Origin of the sequence: Streptomyces sp. NBC_00289 (assembly GCF_041435115.1) — a bacterium.
In the GTDB taxonomy this organism is placed as follows: Bacteria; Actinomycetota; Actinomycetes; order Streptomycetales; family Streptomycetaceae; genus Streptomyces.
In genome coordinates, this window is record NZ_CP108046.1 from 5,275,291 (window position 1) to 5,293,787 (window position 18,497).

At 72.4% G+C, this 18,497-nt stretch carries 19 protein-coding genes; 14 read left to right on the forward strand and 5 right to left on the reverse strand.

Annotation, left to right across the window (positions count from 1 at the left end; translation table 11 throughout):
• The 7 genes from OG985_RS23910 to OG985_RS23940 all read left to right on the forward strand — a co-directional run bounded on the left by OG985_RS23910 (window position 1) and on the right by OG985_RS23940 (window position 3,736).
• On the forward strand, window positions 1-234 hold the full coding sequence (locus tag OG985_RS23910) for a hypothetical protein (RefSeq protein ID WP_371670380.1): 234 nt from the start codon (window positions 1-3) through the stop codon (window positions 232-234).
• Between the two features lie 92 nt (window positions 235-326).
• Entirely contained in the window at window positions 327-509 is a 183-nt protein-coding gene (locus OG985_RS23915; RefSeq protein ID WP_371670381.1) for a hypothetical protein, read from the forward strand.
• 5 nt (window positions 510-514) lie between these two features.
• Entirely contained in the window at window positions 515-757 is a 243-nt protein-coding gene (locus OG985_RS23920; RefSeq protein WP_371670382.1) for a hypothetical protein, read from the forward strand.
• Window positions 750-944, forward strand: coding sequence for a hypothetical protein (locus tag OG985_RS23925; RefSeq protein WP_371670383.1), 195 nt, complete (start codon window positions 750-752; stop codon window positions 942-944). The genes OG985_RS23920 and OG985_RS23925 overlap by 8 nt, the downstream gene beginning before the upstream one ends.
• 4 nt (window positions 945-948) lie before the next feature.
• Window positions 949-2,331: a replication initiator protein RepSA gene (gene repSA / locus OG985_RS23930; RefSeq protein ID WP_371670384.1), complete on the forward strand. Its 1,383-nt coding sequence runs from the start codon at window positions 949-951 to the stop codon at window positions 2,329-2,331.
• A 2-nt stretch (window positions 2,332-2,333) separates the two neighbouring features.
• Complete coding sequence (locus OG985_RS23935) at window positions 2,334-2,558, forward strand: excisionase family DNA-binding protein (RefSeq protein WP_371670385.1); 225 nt, start codon at window positions 2,334-2,336, stop codon at window positions 2,556-2,558.
• The gene (locus tag OG985_RS23940; RefSeq protein ID WP_371670386.1) at window positions 2,558-3,736 is read left to right on the forward strand and encodes a tyrosine-type recombinase/integrase; all 1,179 of its coding nucleotides are present in this window, start codon (window positions 2,558-2,560) and stop codon (window positions 3,734-3,736) included. Before OG985_RS23935 ends, OG985_RS23940 begins: the two co-directional genes overlap by 1 nt.
• Window positions 3,737-3,923: 187 nt before the next feature.
• Here the strand turns inward: OG985_RS23940 and OG985_RS23945 are convergent, their stop codons facing one another.
• The gene (locus tag OG985_RS23945) at window positions 3,924-4,355 is read right to left on the reverse strand and encodes a hypothetical protein (RefSeq protein WP_371670387.1); all 432 of its coding nucleotides are present in this window, start codon (window positions 4,353-4,355) and stop codon (window positions 3,924-3,926) included.
• Window positions 4,356-4,398: 43 nt separating this feature from the next.
• On the reverse strand, window positions 4,399-5,265 hold the full coding sequence (locus OG985_RS23950) for a bifunctional DNA primase/polymerase (RefSeq protein ID WP_371670388.1): 867 nt from the start codon (window positions 5,263-5,265) through the stop codon (window positions 4,399-4,401).
• A gap of 367 nt (window positions 5,266-5,632) precedes the next feature.
• Here OG985_RS23950 and OG985_RS23955 point away from each other — a divergent pair, with 367 nt between their 5' ends.
• Window positions 5,633-5,947 carry a hypothetical protein gene (locus OG985_RS23955; protein ID WP_371670389.1) on the forward strand — a complete coding sequence of 105 codons (315 nt, stop codon included), beginning with the start codon at window positions 5,633-5,635 and terminating at the stop codon, window positions 5,945-5,947.
• 113 nt (window positions 5,948-6,060) lie between these two features.
• Here the strand turns inward: OG985_RS23955 and OG985_RS23960 are convergent, their stop codons facing one another.
• Window positions 6,061-6,294: a hypothetical protein gene (locus OG985_RS23960; RefSeq protein ID WP_371670390.1), complete on the reverse strand. Its 234-nt coding sequence runs from the start codon at window positions 6,292-6,294 to the stop codon at window positions 6,061-6,063.
• Window positions 6,295-6,342: 48 nt separating this feature from the next.
• Here OG985_RS23960 and OG985_RS23965 point away from each other — a divergent pair, with 48 nt between their 5' ends.
• From OG985_RS23965 to OG985_RS23985, 5 genes are all read left to right on the forward strand, one after another.
• The gene (locus OG985_RS23965; protein ID WP_371674478.1) at window positions 6,343-7,221 is read left to right on the forward strand and encodes a bifunctional MaoC family dehydratase N-terminal/OB-fold nucleic acid binding domain-containing protein; all 879 of its coding nucleotides are present in this window, start codon (window positions 6,343-6,345) and stop codon (window positions 7,219-7,221) included.
• Window positions 7,218-7,613: a MaoC/PaaZ C-terminal domain-containing protein gene (locus OG985_RS23970; RefSeq protein WP_371670391.1), complete on the forward strand. Its 396-nt coding sequence runs from the start codon at window positions 7,218-7,220 to the stop codon at window positions 7,611-7,613. Before OG985_RS23965 ends, OG985_RS23970 begins: the two co-directional genes overlap by 4 nt.
• A complete protein-coding gene (locus tag OG985_RS23975) occupies window positions 7,610-8,776 on the forward strand; it encodes a lipid-transfer protein (protein WP_371670392.1) in 1,167 nt (388 codons plus the stop codon). Before OG985_RS23970 ends, OG985_RS23975 begins: the two co-directional genes overlap by 4 nt.
• A 203-nt stretch (window positions 8,777-8,979) precedes the next feature.
• A complete protein-coding gene (locus OG985_RS23980; RefSeq protein ID WP_371670393.1) occupies window positions 8,980-9,546 on the forward strand; it encodes a SigE family RNA polymerase sigma factor in 567 nt (188 codons plus the stop codon).
• A gap of 146 nt (window positions 9,547-9,692) precedes the next feature.
• The gene (locus tag OG985_RS23985) at window positions 9,693-11,369 is read left to right on the forward strand and encodes a long-chain fatty acid--CoA ligase (RefSeq protein ID WP_371670394.1); all 1,677 of its coding nucleotides are present in this window, start codon (window positions 9,693-9,695) and stop codon (window positions 11,367-11,369) included.
• A gap of 118 nt (window positions 11,370-11,487) precedes the next feature.
• On the opposite strand, the gene OG985_RS23990 is transcribed toward OG985_RS23985, so the two are convergent.
• Window positions 11,488-12,687, reverse strand: coding sequence for an MFS transporter (locus tag OG985_RS23990; RefSeq protein ID WP_371670395.1), 1,200 nt, complete (start codon window positions 12,685-12,687; stop codon window positions 11,488-11,490).
• 166 nt (window positions 12,688-12,853) lie between these two features.
• On the opposite strand from OG985_RS23990, the gene OG985_RS23995 reads away from it, so the two are divergent.
• Window positions 12,854-13,435, forward strand: a complete 582-nt coding sequence (locus OG985_RS23995; protein ID WP_371670396.1) for a TetR family transcriptional regulator — start codon at window positions 12,854-12,856, stop codon at window positions 13,433-13,435.
• A 253-nt stretch (window positions 13,436-13,688) separates the two neighbouring features.
• On the opposite strand, the gene OG985_RS24000 is transcribed toward OG985_RS23995, so the two are convergent.
• Complete coding sequence (locus tag OG985_RS24000) at window positions 13,689-18,308, reverse strand: PAS domain-containing protein (RefSeq protein WP_371670397.1); 4,620 nt, start codon at window positions 18,306-18,308, stop codon at window positions 13,689-13,691.
• Between the last annotated feature and the right edge of the window lie 189 nt (window positions 18,309-18,497).

An 18,497-nucleotide genomic window follows, 5' to 3' on the forward strand; every position in this document is an offset into this window, starting at 1 on the left:
ATGGGCATCTTCAGCCGCAAGAGCGACGACACACCGAGCAACCCGGCCATGGCCGAACTGGGCCGCGAGTTCGCCATCGCCCGCCGGCACGGTGACCGCAAGACCATGCGCCGCATCGGCCGCGAGTTCTCCGACACCGCGAACGGCGACACCGACGCCGCGTCCTTCCAGCACGGCCAGGAGTCCTACGACTCCATCCCGCCCATCCCGCGCGGACGCAACCGCCGCAAGTAACGCCCGTCCGGGGCGGCCTCGGTCGCCAAACTTCCGCCGCCCCGGACGGCCTGACCTTCCAGATCCAACGGACCCGAAAGGGAAGCCCCATCATGCCCCAGCACGCCCCGAGCCTGCCCGTCTGCCGTGCCTGCGACGGCTTCCCCGTCGTCGCCATCACCACCGGCACCCGCAACCGCGACGGCTCCCGCACCACCGTCCGCATCACCTGCCCGGACTGCAAGGGCACCGGCCGCACCCGCACCGCCCCCGCCCTCGTCCGCACGGGGAGGTGATCGCCGTGCAGACCATCACCACGACGGCCCACTTCGAGACGGACACCCGCTTCCGCGTCACGCCCTTCGCGGACCGTGGCCACCCCTTCGTCAGCCTCCGCATTGAGGGCGACTTCGCCGAGATCGCCCTGCTCGCCGCCCTCGGGACCTCCCAGACCCTGCGCAACCTCGCTGCCGCAGCGATCGAGGCCGCCGGAGCCCTGGACGCCATGGCCGTCGACACGTCGGAGGTGACCGGTCGTGTCTGACCTCACCCCGACCCCGGACCGCCCCGGCCTGCACGTCAGTAAGCCCTCTCCGACCGCGCCCGCCACGGGATCGGCGCTCTGCCACTGCGGTGCTTCCGCCACGGCAACCGGTGACGCCCAGGTACGCGCCCTGGTCGAGGGCTACACCGCCAACCACGGCCCCGCCCACGCCCGGAAGAACGGATGATCGCGTGACCGACGCCGCCACCCTGGCGGGCCTGGACCCGGCCACCCTCGCCGACGTGCTGAGGCTGGCCGGGTCCGACGGCTTCGACCGCATCCAAGACCAGATCAAGCGCACGGGCGGCTGCTCCGACCCCATCCACTTGCAAGGCGCCACCGTCACCCGCGACGCGGCGACTGGGCACGTCCTGCACTCGTACTCGACGGACACCGAGCCGGGTGGCCGGCTGCGGATTGCGTGCGGCAACCGGCGGGCCTCCCGCTGCCCCTCGTGCGCGTGGACCTACGCCGGCGACACCTACCACCTCATCCGTGCCGGACTCGTCGGCGACCCCGCCAAGGGCACCCCCGCAACGATCCGCGACCACCCCCGCGTCTTCGCCACCCTCACCGCGCCCTCGTTCGGCCCGGTCCACAACCGCCCCGGCGACCGGCCCTGCCGCTGCGGCACCCGCCACAGCGAGGACGCTGCCGACCTCGGCACCCCGCTCGACCCCGAGGCCTACGACTACGCGGGCGCGGTGCTGTGGAACAACCACGCCTCCGACCTGTGGCGCTACTTCACGATCTACCTCCGCCGCGAGATCGCCCGCCGCGCCGGCCTCACCCAAAAAGCCGCCCACGAACAGTCCCGCGTCTCCTTCGGCAAGGTCGCCGAATACCAAAAGCGCGGCGCCGTCCACTTCCACGCGGTGATCCGCTTCGACGGACCCGAGGGTCCCGACTCCCCGCCGCCAGCGTGGGCCACCCTCGATCTGCTCACCGACGCGATCCATGCCGCCGCTGCCCGTGTCGCGGTCGACGTCCCGCCCGCCGGAGACGAGCCGGCCCGCACCCTGCGGTGGGGGACCCAGCTCGACGTGCAGCCGATCGGCGCCTTCGGCAACGGCGAAGAGATCACCGAAGCGGCCGTGGCCTCCTACGTCGCCAAGTACGCCACCAAAGCCGCCGAAACCACCGGCACCGTCGACCGCCGTATCGGCAACAAAGAGGCCCTCGTCCTGCTCGAGGTGCCCGATCATCCCGCCCGGCTGATCGCGGCCTGCCTCGACCTCCACGCGCTGTATCCGGACCGGAAGTTACGGGACTGGGCTCACATGCTCGGCTTCCGCGGCCACTTCTCCACCAAGTCCCGCCGCTACTCCACCACCCTCGGCGCCCTACGCCAGACCCGCGCCGACTACCGCGCCACCCAGCAACGCCAAGCCCTCGGCCTACCTGACCCCGACGACCCGGAGGCAACCACGCTCACCCTCGCCCACTGGACCTACGCCGGCCACGGTCACACCCCCGGCGAATCCTGGCTCGCCGCCAACATCCGCCGCGACATGCAACACAACCGCGAGATCGCACGCGAAGAACTGCTCAATGACGACCTTGGGGAGGCGTGAGCATGGCTGATCGTCTGCTGACGGTGGCGCAAGTCGCCGAACGGCTCGGGACCTGGAAGGAGAGCGGGGAGCGTTTCCCGCGTCGCCTGATCGAAGAGCGCCGCATCGCCTTTGTCAAGGTCGGCCGGTACGTCCGGATCAAGGAGAGCGTCGTAGAGGCGTTCATCGAGGCCAATACCGTGCAGCCAGTGATCCTTCGGCCCACAGCTCTCAGGAGGGCCGCCTAGTGGCTGGGAAGCGCAAGTCTCGCCGTGGCTTCGGCCGGATTCGGAAGCTGCCTTCAGGGAGGTATCAGGCTCGGTACCCGGGGCCTGATGGGGTGCTGCGGCCTGCTGATCGGACGTTCGCCACGACTACGGACGCTGATCGTTGGCTCGCCAAGAAGCGCATCGAGATCGAAGATGGTCGCTGGATCGACCCGGCAGAAGGTCAGACGACGGTCCGGGAATGGTCGGCTCGCTGGCTGGCCGCAGTGTCCCCACAGCTCAAGCACAAGACACAAGCTTCATACCGATCTCTGATCAACTCGCGGATCAACCCCGTGCTTGGGGATCGCGAGCTGTCGAGCCTGCGGCCGATCACGGTGACCGAGTGGGTCGCCCAGATGCGCACTAAGGGACTCAGCCCGTCGCGCATTCGGCAGGCGTACCGGGTGCTGTCACAGGTCATGGCTTCGGCGGTCGACAACGACCTGATCGCGCAGACGCCTTGTCGAGGTGTTCGCCTCCCTCGGATGTCGCAGACCGAGCCTCACATCCTGACTCCGCTCGAAGCCTCACGTCTCGTGCGGAAGGCTGAGCAGCCCCACGACCTGTTGATCGCACTCCTGGCCTTCGCTGGCCTGCGAGTTGGGGAGGGGTTCGCGCTGCGTCGCAACGATGTGGACGTCTTGGGCGGGACGGTGCTGGTCGACGAGAACCTTGCCGAGGCGAACGGCGCTCTGGTCTTCGACACACCGAAGTCTCACCAGAATCGGCTCCTGCGCGTGGCGCCCACCCTCGCGAAGCGGCTCGCGAAGCACCTGGAGACCTTGCCGGACGATGGCGATGCGCTCCTGTTCACCACGCTCGCGGGCAAGCCACTGCGCTACAACCAGTGGCGCAAGGCCTACTTCGACCCCGCCGTGTTGGGGGCCGGTCTCACCGACGTGACCCCGCACGACCTTCGGGCCTCGCACGGGACTTGGGTCGCCGACAAGTACGGTGTCATGACAGCCGCTCATCGCCTCGGGCACTCGAATGCGAGCGTGACCACTCGGCACTACGCCCGCCCAGTCGCCGGCCGCGATGACCAGGTGGCCGAAGCCTCGGACGCGTGGGTCAACGGGCACGATCACGACCGTGGGGCACGCAGCGGGCACGACGACGATGACGACGGCTTGGCGGGGGCGCTCGTACCCGTCTGACCTGCGGCGGAGACCTCGCCGCCCGTGATCGGCGAAAGGTCTTGAAAACCGTCGTGGCGCGAGTCACCGTGGGTTCAAATCCCACACCCACCGCAGGTGAGCGGCCCCTGACCAGGTAGTGCGGTCAGGGGCCGCCGTCATGCGCTCTGCCCGTGGGTGGCCGGTGTCCGGGCCGGGTGGCCGGGTTCTACAGCTCGTAGTCCTGGGCGAGTTGCTCCCAGGGGAGTTCTCGCAGGGTGGTCTCGGCGGCGCAGTCGGTGGGGATCTGAGGGGTGGGCTGGAACCAGACGACGGTCAGGGCGGAGCGGTACAGGTCCGGGTCGTGGGCGGGGTCCAGTGCCGTGGAGCGGAACGCGCCCACGCAGGCCACGGGCGGCAGCAGCTCCACCGGGCCCAGGGCGCCCGCGTACTGGTCCGGGAGCTCGCGCGGGGGCGGGACGAGGTGGAGCGGTGACAGCGGGAAGTCGCGTTCGGCGGTGGCCAGGAGGTCCTTGATCCGCAGGTCGTTGACGGGTCGGCAGGGGTAGCCCTCCGCTGTTCCGCCGTACGTCGAGGTGAGCCGCAGCTCGCACAGGTCGACCGGGCGGCCGGAGGAGAGGACGACACCGGTCAGGGACATGGTCCGCGTTCTGGGGCGCCGCTCCATAACGGTCCGGTGGATGTCATGGCCGCGGCCCTGTCATCCGTGCCGCCGAGGCGATCGTCGCGCGGGCCTCGCGTTCGGTCAGGCCGGTGCCCCGGGCCGCCTCGACGAGGGGTTCGACGAGGTCGGGGCCGATGCCGTTCTCGTACGCACGGCAAGCCGCCCAGAACAGACGGGTGTTGCGCTGGCCCTCGTGCGCGGCGAGGACGAACTGGACGAGGCCCTGGCCGTGCCCGCCGGCCGACATCGGGGTGGGGTGATGTGCACGGGGTGGGGGGAGCAGCAGGCGCAGCAGGGCGGGCGGACAGGGTGCGGGGGCCAGGTGGGCGGAGCCGGGGGCGGTGGCGTAGCTGCCGTGTTCCGTGCGGGAGCCGGGGCCCACCAGGTAGCCGCCCGCGCCCCGGATGTCGATGCCGGGGGCCAGCCGGCCGGCCGAGTTGGGGACGACGGTGTCCGGCGGGCCGCTCAGCCAGAGGTGGCGGCCGCCGCTGGGGGTCAGGACGATGACCGTGGCGGGGATCGTGAAGAGGTGGCGCAGGGCGAGTTCGCGCAGGGCGGCGGAGGAGTCCGTGCCCGACTTGGTGTCCAGGTCGATGCCGATCAGGTGGTAGGGGGGCAGGCCGCACGCGATGCCGTAGCCCGTGGCCCAGGGGGCCGCGGCGAACAGTTCGCGGATGCGCGCCGGGTCGGTGGAGGCGTCGTAGACCCCGTGGCCCGGGCGGCCGCATTCGCCGTGGCAGGGGGCGGGGTCCGGGAGGTCGCGGTGCGGGGAGCGCAGGGCCGGGAGCTTCGTCCGGGACAGGGGGATGACGGCCAGGCCGCCTTCGGCGGCGGACAGGGCGTGAGCGAGGGCCAGCGTCGTGGCCTGCCGGTCGGTGGTGGCCATACCTCCATGTTCGTACGTACGTTCGAAAAAGGGAAGGGGGAGTGGGGTCGACGCGCCGATGCGGTCGAATTGGCCGGAAATCTGCCGGAACGCTTCGCCTCATGCGGGACCTGGGTCGAGGCCGCCCGACTCGTTCCGTCGTGCCCTGACCTGCGGCTCAAGTGGCAGAAGGGGGTTTATCGACTTGTCATCACGCTTGAGGGCGAATAACGGCTTCTGGGGTGGTTCGCCGGGGATTCGGTGGGCAACTCTGGATTCGCGACGTCGTGCACAGCGCCGGGACGGTCGGCCAACTGCCCTGGTCCAAGCCGTACTTCACGCACTTCCGGCAGCAAGGCCGGTGCGTAACGTGTTCTGGAGGAACAACATGGCAAGCATCCGTACCGCCCGCGTCATCGCCGCCGTCTCCGCCCTTCCGCTCGCGGTCGCCCTCTTCGCCGGCGTCGCGGCGGCGGACAACGGCGCCTTCGCGGACGACGGATCGAACGCGGGCGTGGCGACCGTCAGCGGCAGCGGGGTCGGGCACGACAACAGGGGCAACTCGTCCACCACGCAACAGCAGGCGGTCGGCTCCGGCGCCTCGACCCAGAGCAACACCGCCCAGGTCAACGGCTCCGCGTTCACGGCCATCAACCAGGGGAACAACAACACGTCCGTCAACTTCACCCCGCTGTGGTGGTGATCTGAGGGGGTCGGGAGGGCCCGGCCCGGGGGGCGTTCTCCGGGGGTGCAACGCGTCCGTGCGGCGGTGCTTCGGCGCCGCCGCACAGGCGTTTCCGCCTGCGGAAGACGGTGTCACGGGGTGTGGATCCGACTGGGCGGCAGCGTATTGACAGGCTGCCATATCTGACGGACAGTCAGAAACCCTGTGGAACAACGACATCCGGAGGGCAGGCCCGGACCATGGAGCGCGACGATCACGACGACCGGAACCATCGCGACAACGCCGAGAATCACGACCGTCGAGACGACCACGACCGTCACGAGGGCCACAGCCGTCGCGAGGACCATGGCCGTCACGATGCTCACGACGCCCTCGGCGTGCGACTGAAGGCCTTCGAAGGCCGGCCGGCCGCCGTGGCCGGCCGGGGCCGGGACCCCGTCAACCTGCCCATGATCCGCCACTGGTGCGAGGCGATGGGCGACACCGCCCCGGCGTACACCGGCCCCGACGCCGTCGCCCCGCCCACCATGCTCCAGGCGTGGACGATGGGCGGCCTCTCCGGGCACGCGGGGCGCTCCGGGCCGTACGACGAACTGCTCGGCCTGCTCGACGAGGCCGGCTGCACCTCGGTCGTCGCCACCGACTGCGAGCAGGAGTACCCGCGCCCCCTGCGCCCCGGCGACGAGGTCACGTTCGACGCGGTGATCGAGTCGGTGTCGGGGCGGAAGACGACGAAGCTCGGCACCGGGTACTTCGTCACGACCCGCATGGACGTCCGGGTCGGCCCCGACCTCGTGGGGACGCACCGCTTCCGCATCCTCAAGTACGCCCCGGCGGTCCGGAGCCCGAAGACCGCCGCCCGCCGCCCCCGGCCCGTCGTCAACCGCGACAACGCCGGCTTCTGGGAGGGCGTCCGGCACCACCGGCTGCTCATCCAGCGCTGCACCGGCTGCGGAACCCCGCGCCACCCCTGGCTCCCCGGCTGCAACGCCTGCGGTTGCCCGGACTGGGACACCGTCGAGGCGAGCGGCGAGGGGACCGTCTACTCGTACGTCGTCATGCACCACCCGCCGTTCCCCGCCTTCACCCCGGCATCCGACCAGGGTGCCGACGCGGCGGGGCCGTACGCGGTCGGGCTGATCGAGCTGGCGGAGGGCGTGCGGATGATCAGCAACGTGACCGGAGTGCCGTACGACAAAGTCCGGATCGGCATGCCCGTGCGGCTCGAGTTCCAGTCGTACGACGAGGAGTTGGTGCTTCCCGTCTTCCGGTCCTGCGAGGCCGTGGCATGAGGCCGGGCGACGAGTTGCCCCCGCTGGAGATCCCGGTCACCCGCACGCTGATCGTCGCGGGCGCCATCGCCTCACGCGACTACCAGGACGTCCACCACGACGCGGAGGCGGCCCGGCGGAAGGGCTCTCCCGACGTCTTCATGAACATCCTCACGACGAACGGCCTGGTCGGCCGCTACATCACGGACCACATCGGGCCCGGCGCGACCCTCCGCAAGGTGGCCATCCGGCTGGGCGCCCCCAACCACCCGGGCGACACCATGGTGTTGCGGGGCACGGTCGAGACGGTCGACGGCGGGACGGCGACGGTGCGGGTCGTCGGCGCGAACGGCATCGGCACCCATGTGACCGGCACGGTGACGGTCACCCTCCCGACAGGGGAAGCGGGATGAGCGTACGCGGCCGGGACAGCCTCGGCGGACGGGCGGCCGTCGTCGGCATCGGGGCCACCGAGTTCTCCAAGGACTCGGGACGCAGCGAGCTGCGGCTGGCGACGGAGGCGGTGCGGGCCGCGCTCGACGACGCGGGGCTGACGCCGGCGGACGTGGACGGGCTGGTCACCTTCACGATGGACACCAGCCCGGAGATCACCGTGGCCCAGGCCTGCGGGATGGGCGACCTCTCCTTCTTCTCCCGCGTGCACTACGGCGGCGGGGCGGCCTGCGCGACCGTCCAGCAGGCGGCGCTCGCCGTCGCCTCCGGCGTGGCCGAGGTGGTGGTCTGCTACCGCGCCTTCAACGAGCGGTCGGGACGCCGGTTCGGCTCCGGAGTGCAGCACCGCGAACCGTCCGCCGAGGGCGCCGCGCTCGGCTGGTCCCTCCCCTTCGGGCTGCTCACGCCGGCCTCCTGGGTGGCGATGGCGGCCCAGCGCTATCTGCACGCCCACGGACTGACCCCGGAGGCGTTCGGGCACGTGGCCGTCGTGGACCGCGGGTACGCGGCGACCAACCCGGCCGCCTGGTTCCACGGCCGGCCGATCACCCTCGCCGACCACGCGGCCTCCCGCTGGATCGTCGAGCCGCTGCGCCTGCTGGACTGCTGTCAGGAGACCGACGGCGGCCAGGCCCTCGTGGTCACCTCCCTGGAGCGGGCCCGCGACCTGCCCCACCCGCCCGCCGTCGTCGCCGCGGCCGCGCAGGGCGCGGGGCGCGGACAGGAGCAGATGACCAGCTTCTACCGCGACGACCTGACCGGCCTGCCCGAGATGGGCGTCGTCGCCCGCCAGCTGTGGCGCACCTCCGGCCTCGGCCCGGCCGACATCGACGTGGGCATCCTGTACGACCACTTCACCCCGTTCGTGCTCATGCAGCTGGAGGAGTTCGGCTTCTGCGCCGCGGGAGAGGCGGCCGGCTTCGTGGCCGAGCGGCGGCTGCCCCTCAACACCCACGGAGGACAGCTCGGGGAGGCGTACCTGCACGGCATGAACGGGATCGCGGAGGGCGTACGGCAGATCCGGGGGACGGCGGTGAACCAGATACCGGGTGCCGGACGAGTCCTGGTCACGGCGGGGACCGGGGTGCCGACATCGGGGCTGGTGCTGACGGCTGCCGGGTGAGGTGGCGGGGATGAGGTGGGTGGGGGTGCCGTGAGAGGAGGGGGACTCGTCCGGGTGACCCTACGGGTGAACCCGCAGTACCTGTCGTCCGTACGTCCACCTTCAGGAGGTGCAGCCGACCCCAGCCCTACAACCTGAGGCGGACGCGTCTTCGGCACCTGCGGCCGATCCGCCGGAAGGCACCCCCCTCATAACTTGGAGTCATGACCACACCCGTCTGCACCAGCGCTTCGAACGTCGTGACGCGGGCGACGCAGACCCGCCCGCACCCGGCCTATCCCACGTTCTCCTCCTACGTGAGGGCCCGCCAGCCCGTGCTGCTGCGCACCGCCCGGTCGCTCACCGCGAATCCGAGCGACGCCGAGGACCTGTTGCAGACCGCGCTCACCAAGACGTACGTCGCCTGGGAGCGGATCGAGGACCACCGTGCCCTGGACGGGTATGTGCGCCGGGCGCTGCTGAACACCCGGACGTCACAGTGGCGCAAGCGCAAGGTCGACGAGTTCGCCTGCGACGAACTGCCCGAGCCGGAACCGATGCCGGCCGGGGACGACCCGGCGGAGCGGCAGGCGCTGCGGGACGCGATGTGGCGGGCGATCATGAAGCTGCCCGACCGGCAGCGGGCGATGGTCGTCCTGCGGTACTACGAGGACCTGAGCGAGGTCCAGACGGCGGAGGTGCTCGGCGTGTCGGTGGGCACGGTGAAGTCGGCGGTGTCGCGGGCCCTGGGGAAACTCCGTGAGGACGCCGAGCTGGGCCTGGCCCGGTAGGAACCGTTCAGAAACCGTCCGTATGTCCCGCGGGGGTAGCTCCTCCCCGTTGTGAACGCAACGTGACGTGATCGATCACCCGGTCCTAGTGACATACCACGTGGTATGTGCGCAGAATCAGCGCGACCCTTACTACCGCGTAGGCAATGTCGCCCCGGGAGGACGCCGTGCTGAGCACCATGCAGGACGTACCGCTGCTGATCTCAAGGATCCTGACCCACGGGTCGACGGTCCACGGGACATCACAGGTGACCACATGGACCGGTGAGGGCGAGCCGCACCGGCGCTCCTTCGCCGAGATCGGCGCCCGGGCGGCCCAGCTGGCACACGCCCTGCGCGAGGACCTCTCCGTCGTCGACGACGAGCGTGTCGCGACCTTCGCCTGGAACAACGCCGAGCACGTCGAGGCGTACTTCGCGATCCCGTCCATGGGCGCGGTCCTGCACACCCTCAACCTCCGGCTTCCGGCCGAGCAGCTCGCGTGGATCGTCAACCACGCCGCCGACCGCGTGGTCGTCGTCAACGGTTCGCTGATCCCCCTGCTCGCGCCGCTGCTGCCCAAGCTGCCGACGATCGAGCACCTCGTCGTCTTCGGTCCCGGCGACCGCTCCCCCCTCGAGGGCACGCACCCGCGGGTGCACGAGTACGAGGAACTCATCGCCGGCAAGCCGACCACGTACGACTGGCCGGAGCTGGACGAACGCCGGGCCGCCGCCATGTGCTACACCTCCGGCACCACGGGCGACCCCAAGGGCGTGATCTACAGCCACCGTTCGATCTACCTGCACTCCATGCAGGTCAACATGACCCAGTCCATGGGCCTCACCGACCAGGACACCTCGCTCGTCGTGGTCCCCCAGTTCCACGTCAACGCCTGGGGTCTGCCGCACGCCACCTTCATGACCGGCGTGAACATGCTGATGCCGGACCGCTTCCTGCAGCCCGCCCCGCTCGCCGAGATGATCGAGGGCGAGCGGCCGACGCACGCGGCCGCCGTGCCCACCATCTGGCAGGGCCTGCTCGCCGAGCTGACCGCGCGGCCCCGCGACGTCTCGTCCCTCACCCAGGTCACCATCGGCGGCTCCGCCTGCCCGCCCTCCCTCATGGAGGCCTTCGACGCGCTGGGCATGCGGGTCTGTCACGCCTGGGGCATGACGGAGACCTCCCCGCTCGGCACGGTCGCCCGCCCGCCGGCCCACGCGGTCGGCACGGACGAGGAGTTCGCCTACCGCCTCACCCAGGGCCGCTTCCCGGCGGGCGTCGAGGCCCGCCTCACCGGCCCCGGCGGAGAACGCCTCCCGTGGGACGGCGAGTCGGCCGGCGAGCTGGAGGTGCGCGGCAACTGGATCGCGGGCGCCTACTACAACGGCCCCACCGCCGAACCGCTGCGCCCCGCCGACAAGTTCAGCGAGGACGGCTGGCTGAAGACCGGCGACGTCGGCACCATCAGCCCCGACGGCTTCCTCACCCTCACCGACCGCGCCAAGGACGTGATCAAGTCGGGCGGCGAGTGGATCTCCTCCGTCGACCTGGAGAACGCCCTGATGTCCCACCCGGACGTCGCCGAGGCAGCCGTCGTCGCCGTCCCCGACGAGAAGTGGGGCGAGCGCCCACTGGCCACGGTCGTCCTCAAGGAGGGTGCCACGGCCGACTTCGAGTCCCTGCGCGCCTTCCTCGCCGACGAGGGCCACATCGCCAAGTGGCAGCTCCCGGAGCGCTGGACGATCATCGAGACGGTGCCGAAGACGAGCGTGGGCAAGTTCGACAAGAAGGTGCTCCGCAGGCAGTACGCGGAGGGGGAGCTGGACATCACCCGGCTCTGACCGGAGGGCCGCGCGCCAGGGCGCCTTCGGCCAGGTCACGGGCACCAGGAACACGTACGCCGGGCACGGCGCCGCTTCCACGGCTCCGGCCCGGCGTACGCGTACGGGCACGCGCGCGTCACCTCCGTACGGCCGTCGTCCCCCATCCCAGCGCCAGACCCACCGCGGCCACCGCGCACACCCCGCCCCAGCCCCAGTGGCCGAACGCGAGCGCGGCCAGGGCCGAGGCCGTCGCGCCGCCCGCGAAGCCGGCGACCACGTAGGCGGTGTTCGCGGTGGCCGGGGTCGAGGTGGTGGTCAGGGCCAGCGTCTGGTTGGCGACGTGGGAGGCCACCAGGGCCGCGTGGATCAGGATCGCCGCCGCGAACAGGGCCCAGAGCACGTGCCCGCCCAGCCAGAACAGCGGCACGGACACGGCCGCGACCAGGTAGGCGGACCGTACGACCCTGGCGGCGCCGAAACGGTCCACGAAGCCGCCCGCGAGCGGCGCGACCACGGCGGCCGCCAGCCCGAAGAGGCCGAACAGGCCGGCGTTCGCGGTGGACAGGCCGTACCTCTCCCCCGTGAGCAGCAGCGCGAGCGAGGTCCACAGCGCGCTCCAGGCGCCGTACATCCCGGCCTGTCGTACGCAGGCGCGCCACAGGTCGGGCGAGTGGCGGACGACGCCGGGCAGGGCCGCGAGCCCGGAGAGCAGGGATCCGGTGCGGTCGGGGCGCTGCGCGGGCAGGACGTACGCCGTCGCCAGGCCCAGCAGGGCCGTCAGCACGGCCGCGCCGACGAACACCGTCCGCCAGCCGAAGGCCTGTCCGGCCAGCCCGCCGAGCACCCGGGCCGCCACGATGCCGGTGAACAGACCGGCGATGACGGCCGCGACATGGCGGGCGCGGCGGTCGGCGGGTGCGCGCTGGGCGACCAGCGGGACGAGCAGTTGCGGGACGACGGTCGCCGCCGAGGCGACCAGGACGGCGGCCGCGAGCGCGGTGGTCCCGGCGGCGGCCGAACCCGCGATCAGGGCGGCGGCCGTGACCAGGGACAGGACGGCGACCAGGCGGCGCCGGTTCACGAGGTCGCCGAGCGGGGCGAACAGGAGCAGGCCGGCCGCGTAGCCGAACTGCGCCACCGAGGCGATCCAGGCCACGGCCGCGGGTGCCGAGCCGAAGTCGTGGGCGATGAGGGGGAGCAGCGGGGCCGCGAGGTAGATGTTGGCGGCCGTCACGGCGGTGCAGACGGCGATCAGTGGGAGGAGGAGGGCGGAGGCGCGGGCGGAGGTGACCGCGCCCTGGGCGGTGGTCCGTCGCTCGCTGGTGACCGATGACATGAGCGGCCGGGCTCCTTCGGCGTGGCGTTCGGTGGGTGTCGTGTCCTGATGTCGCCGGCGATGCCGCTGGCAACTAACTGGTTGGTTGGAACACTGGAACACCTTGAACCCGCCCTCCATTCCCTGTCAACCAAATAGTTGGTTGCTTCGGCGTTACCCTGAGCCCATGGCAGTGAGAGACCCCGAGGCCACCAAGGCGCGGATCTTCGAGGCGGCGGTCGCCGAGTTCGCCCGGCACGGCATCGCGGGCGCCCGCATCGACCGCATCGCCGCCGAGGCCAGGGCCAACAAGCAGCTGATCTACGCCTACTTCGGCAACAAGGCGGAACTGTTCACCCAGGTCCTCGGCAGATGCATGGTCGACCTCGCCATCGCCCTCCCCGTCGACGTGGACGACATCGAGGGCTGGATGGACCGGCTGATGGACTACCACGCCGCCCACCCCGAACTGCTGCGGCTGCTCTTCTGGGAGGGCATCGAGTACGGCACCGCCGAGCTGCCGGACGAGGCCGAGCGCCAGGAGCACTACGCCCGCAAGGTCGCGGCCGTCGAGGACGGTCAGGCCCGGGGCGTCATCAGCGACGCCATCCCCGCCCGCGACCTGCTGTTCCTGCTGGTCGCACTGGCCAACTGGTCCACCGTCGTACCGCAGATGAAGCGCATCCTGGTCGGCGGCGAGGACCCGGCCCACGAGCGGCTGCGCGCCTCGGTCAAGGAGGCGGCACGCCGACTCGTCGCCAAGCCGTAGCGGTCGCCGGCTCGTGGTCAAGCGTGGCGGTGGCCGGCTCGTGGTCAAGCGTGGCGGTGGCCGGCTCGTGGTCAAGCGTGGCGGTGGCCGGCTCGTGGTCAAGCGTGGCGGTGGCCGGCTCGTCGCCAAGCGGTGGCGGTGGCCGACTCGTCGCCAAGCGGTGGCGGTGGCCGACTCGTGGTCAAGCCGTAGCGGTCGCCGGCTCGTCGCGTCAAACAGTGGCGGTGGTCGGTGGCCTTCGGCCGGCCGAGGGCTAGTTGGTGCCGATCCGCGCCAGCAGGTCGACGATCCGGCTCTGCACCTCGCTGCTGTTGGACCGCTCCGCGAGGAACAGCACCGTCTCGCCCGAGGCCAGCCGCGGCAGGTCGGCCTGGTCGACGGCGGCCGTGTAGACGACGAGCGGGGTGCGGTTCAGCTGCCCGTTCGCCCGCAGCCAGTCGACGATCCCGGCCTGGCGCAGGTGCACCTGGAGCAGGTCCATGACGACCAGGTTCGGCCGCAGCTGCCCCGCCAGCGTCACCGCGTCGGCGTCGCTCGCCGCCCGCGCCACCTGCATACCGCGTCGTTCCAGCGTCGCGGTCAGCGCCAGCGCGATCTCCGCGTGCTCCTCGATCAGCAGAACCCGCGGCGGGTGCTGCTCGGTGTCGCGCGGGGCGAGGGCCTTCAGCAGTACGGCGGGATCGGCGCCGTAGGCCGCCTCGCGCGTCGCCTGCCCGAGCCCGGCCGTGACCAGCACCGGGACCTCGGCCGCCACCGCCGCCTGCCGCAGCGACTGGAGCGCGGTGCGGGTGATCGGCCCGGTGAGCGGGTCGACGAAGAGCGCGGCGGGGAAGGCGGCGATCTGCGCGTCGACCTCCTCGCGCGAGTGCACGATGACGGGCCGGTAGCCGCGGTCACTGAGCGCCTGCTGCGTGGTGACGTCCGGCACCGGCCACACCAGCAGCCGACGCGGGTTGTCCAGCGGCTCAGGGGGCAGCTCGTCGTCCATCGGCTGCGGCCGCGGGGGGTCCGCCACCTCGACGGCCCCGCCGGGACCGTCCAGCGGTTCGGGCCCCTCGGCCGCGTTCTCGTCCGGTGCTCCTATGGCGTACGACCGTCCGGTCCCCTCGGTCGTCTGCGCCAGCCGCGACTGACCGGCCATCGACGGCTGCGGCTGGGCAGGGACCTGCTCACCCTGCGCCTGCGGACGCGCCGCCTGCTCCGGGCTCCCGGCTGCGGGATCGGGACGCGTGCCCAGCTTGCGACGGCGGCCCGAGCCGCCGTTCGTGTGCGGGGGAGGCGTCGTCGACGGACCCGGCTGCTGGACCTGGGCCGCCTGCCGGGTGAACGGCACGCCCTGCCCCAGCGTCCGCACGCTGATCGCCCGCCCCTGCGTCGAGTTGGGATCGACCGGCACGGCGGCCGCTGCCGCCGCTGCCGTGGCAGCGGCTTCGGCGGGCAACGGCTGAGCTGCACGGGGCGGCTGCGCCGCGGTGGCGTTCTCGGGGGGAAGGGGGGTGCCGGGAACCTGCGGAGCCTGCGGTGACTGCGTGGGCTGTGCGGCGGCCCGCTGATTCGGGTGCGCCTGCGGGGGCACGACGGCGCCGTTCGCCGGTACGGGGGTGCCGGCACCGGGAAGCCCGTCGGCGGGGCTTCCGTCGGCAGGGTTTCCGTCGGCGGGCCAGGACTGGTGCTGAGGCTGGGGAACGGGCCGGCCGGGGGCCGCTTCGGCGGGAAGAGGCAGGCCGGAGACGGGCTGGGCGCCGGTGCCCTGGGCGGGCACGGGCTGACCGGGTGCCGTCGGCCGAGCGGGGGACGCCTGGTCGGGAAGACCGGGCGGGTTCTGCGCGGGGGCGCCCGGAACCTGCCCGGGCCGACCGGTTACGGCCTGCCCCGGAACCGGCTGTCCGGGAACGGGCTGCTGCGCCCCTACCGCCTGGCCGGGAACCAGCTGCTGCCCCACAACCGCCTGGCCGGGAGCCGCCTGCCCGACCGGTGCCGCGACGCCCTGCGCGGGGGCGGGTACCCCCGGCTGCCCTGCGCCTGGCTGAGCCAGGCCCGGCTGAGCCAGGCCCGGCTGGACCGCGCCCGGCTGACCCGGAACCGCCTGGCCGGGAACCGGCTGCCCCGGCGCCTCCGTCGGCTGGGCCCCGGCCCGGCGGCGGCGCCCGGTCGGCGAAGTCGTGGGATGCGGTTGCGGCGGGGTGTGGTCGTCGGACTGGTCGTGCGGGACGGCGTCATGGCGGCCGGCGTCGACCAGGGCGTCAGCGGGGGCACCCTGACCGGGAACCTGTGCGAGCCCCTGCCGGCCGGGAACATGACCGGGGACCTGCTGGCCGGGAATCTGTGCGAGCCCCTGCTGCCCGGGAACCTGCCGACCAGGCCCCTGACCGGGAGCCTGCGGAGGCACCTGTGCCTGTGCGGCGGCCGGGCCGGTCGCCTGGACCTGGGGTTGCTGACCCGCGCCCTCGGACGGGCGGTCCGCTTCGGCGGGCGGCAGGGCGAACACCGTACGAGGACCGGCCTCCTGCGCGGCGGCCCGCTCCGACGCGGCGGCCAGCGCACGGCGACGGCGCCCGGTGGGCTGGCCGTTCTCGCCCTGCGGGGCAGCGTCGGACCGTGACTCGGCGGAAGCCGCGGGCAGGGCCGGCGGCAGCGCGTGCGGTTCCCCGCCGTCGCGCCGGGCACGCCGTCCGCCGGGCGCGGGTACGCCCTGCGGCGGCACGGTGCCGCCGAGGCCCGACCCCACGGCCGCGGTGCCCGCGCCGTGCTCGCCGGCCATGACGACGGCACCCTCGCTCACACCCGCGACGGCACCCTCGGCGGCCGCCGCGGCGGCGTCCTCCGCGGGCCGTCCACGACGTCGTCCGGTACCGCCGGACCCGTCGCCGGTGTCGGCGGAGACCTGTGCGGGAACCGGCGCGATCTCCTGACCGCCGGCCGCCCGCCGCCGGCGCCGCCCGGTCGGCGCACCGCTCTCCGGGTCGGAGCCGCCCGGGCCACCGTCGTCCTCCGGCACCTCGCTCGGCACCTCGCTGTCCAGGAACGCGTCCACGGACGAGCGCCGGGCCCGCCGCCGCCCGCCGCCGCCCGCCGCCTGCTCGGGCACGGCGGCCGGTCCGGCCTCGGCGCCCTGGCCGGGCACCGCCTCCTGCGCGCCCGACCCGAGCGCGGGAGCGTGGTTCTCGATCTGGAGCTGACCCGGAACGGGGACCTGGGCCGCAACGGCCCCCGCCCCGCCGCCGATCGGCACCTCGAGCACGTACGCGCTGCCGCTCATGCCCGGCACCTCGTGCGTCTGGAGCACCCCGCCGTGGGCGCGCACGATCCCGCGCACGATCGGCTCGTGCACCGGGTCGCCGCCGGCGTACGGCCCGCGCACCTCGATCCGTACGACCTCGCCGCGCTGCGCCGCCGCCACCACGACGGTGTTGTCCATGTAACCGCCCGCCGACACCGGCGCGTTGCCGGTCGCGTCGACGCCCGCCACATCGGCGACGAGATGCGCCAGCGCCGTGGCCAGCAGTCTCTGGTCGACCTCGGCCTCGATGGGCGGCGCGTGCACGGCGAACTGCACGCGCCCCGGCCCGATGAGCTCCACGGCCCCGTCGACGCCGGCCGCGACGACCGCGTCGAGCATCACCTTCGTACGGCTGATGCCGTCGGTCCCGACGTCCAGGCGCTGGTACCCCAGGACGTTGTCGATGAGCGTGGTGATCCGCGAGTAGCCGGCCGACAGGTGGTGCAGCACCTGGTTGGCCTCGGGCCACAACTGCCCGGCGTCGTCCGCGGCCAGCGCGGCCAGCTCGCGGCGCAGTTCGTCGAGCGGCCCGCGCAGCGAGCCCGCCAGCAGGGTCAGCAGCTGGTCGTGCCGGGCGGCGAGGGCCTCGAAGCGGTCCTTCTCCCGCTCGCCGAGCGCCGCGTACCGCTCCTCGCCCGCGGCGAGCTCCTCCTCGTGCTGCTCGCGCAGTTCCTCGAGTTCGGCCACGTGCTTCTGGCGCAGGGCGGTGAGTTCGGAGGCGTGCTCCTCCTCCATGCGGTCCAGATCGTCCTGGTGCCGCTTCTCCTCGGCCGTCTTCTCCTCGGCGAGCGTGTCGTACGGCCGACGGTCGGTGAAGGTCATCACGGCGCCGACGAGCTGGTCGCCGTCGCGGACGGGTGCCGTGGTCAGGTCGACGGAGACCTTGTCGCCGCTCTTGGAGAACAGCACCTGCCCGCGCACCCGGTGCTTGCGCCCGGAGCGCAGGGTGTCGGCGAGCGGCGACTCGTCGTACGGGAAGGGCGAACCGTCGGCGCGCGAGTGCAGCACGAGCGTGTGCAGCTCCCGTCCGCCGAGATCGCTGGCCCGGTAGCCCAGGATCTGGGCGGCGGCCGGGTTGACGAGCACGATCCGCCCGTCGGTGTCGGTACCCACCACACCCTCGGAAGCGGCCCGCAGGATCATCTCGGTCTGCCGCTGCGAACGCGCGAGCTCGGCCTCGGTGTCGACGGTCCCGGACAGGTCGCGGACGACGAGCATCAGCAGCTCGTCGGAGGTGTAGCCGTAGCTGTCGTAGGCCTGCTGGCCGTTCTCCAGGTTGGCGCTGGTGACCTCGACCGGGAACTCGCTCCCGTCGGTCCGCCGGGCGATCATCCGGGTCGGCTTGGTCCGGCCGCGCGGGTCCATGTGGTCGGGCCGCCGCATGGAACCGGGAATGAGCTTGGAGTCGAACTGCGGCAGCAGATCGAGCAGCCCGCGCCCGACGAGCGCGGTCCCCGGCGCCTCGAAGGCCTCGAGCGCGATCGTGTTCGCGTTGACGACGGTCCCGTTGGCGTTGACCAGTACCAACGCGTCGGGAAGCGCGTCGAGTATGGCTGCGAGGCGAGCAGCGCCTCGGGATGGCCTGCTGCTCACGAGACGCTTCCTCCCTGTTACCGCACCTTGCCGACCGCGGGGGCCATCTTGCCAACCGGCCCGCGACGTGTCACGCGAGGGAGTCTAAGCGCAGTGGTTGCGCCCGCGACGCCGGATGAGAGGGAGGTCGCACGACGAAGTGACGTAGAACGTGTGACCGCGTCCTCCGCTTACGCTCCCGCCTCGGCT

Coding starts and splice junctions, on each gene's coding strand:
- OG985_RS23990 (WP_371670395.1), bottom strand. CDS start 12,687: ATGTCATCGGTCACCAGCGAGCGACGGACCACCGCCCAGGGCGCGGTC.
- OG985_RS23955 (WP_371670389.1), top strand. CDS start 5,633: ATGGCAAGCATCCGTACCGCCCGCGTCATCGCCGCCGTCTCCGCCCTT.
- OG985_RS23975 (WP_371670392.1), top strand. CDS start 7,610: ATGAGCGTACGCGGCCGGGACAGCCTCGGCGGACGGGCGGCCGTCGTC.
- OG985_RS23945 (WP_371670387.1), bottom strand. CDS start 4,355: ATGTCCCTGACCGGTGTCGTCCTCTCCTCCGGCCGCCCGGTCGACCTG.
- OG985_RS23995 (WP_371670396.1), top strand. CDS start 12,854: ATGGCAGTGAGAGACCCCGAGGCCACCAAGGCGCGGATCTTCGAGGCG.
- OG985_RS23935 (WP_371670385.1), top strand. CDS start 2,334: ATGGCTGATCGTCTGCTGACGGTGGCGCAAGTCGCCGAACGGCTCGGG.
- OG985_RS23970 (WP_371670391.1), top strand. CDS start 7,218: ATGAGGCCGGGCGACGAGTTGCCCCCGCTGGAGATCCCGGTCACCCGC.
- OG985_RS23985 (WP_371670394.1), top strand. CDS start 9,693: ATGTCGCCCCGGGAGGACGCCGTGCTGAGCACCATGCAGGACGTACCG.
- OG985_RS23910 (WP_371670380.1), top strand. CDS start 1: ATGGGCATCTTCAGCCGCAAGAGCGACGACACACCGAGCAACCCGGCC.
- OG985_RS23980 (WP_371670393.1), top strand. CDS start 8,980: ATGACCACACCCGTCTGCACCAGCGCTTCGAACGTCGTGACGCGGGCG.
- OG985_RS23950 (WP_371670388.1), bottom strand. CDS start 5,265: ATGGCCACCACCGACCGGCAGGCCACGACGCTGGCCCTCGCTCACGCC.
- OG985_RS23915 (WP_371670381.1), top strand. CDS start 327: ATGCCCCAGCACGCCCCGAGCCTGCCCGTCTGCCGTGCCTGCGACGGC.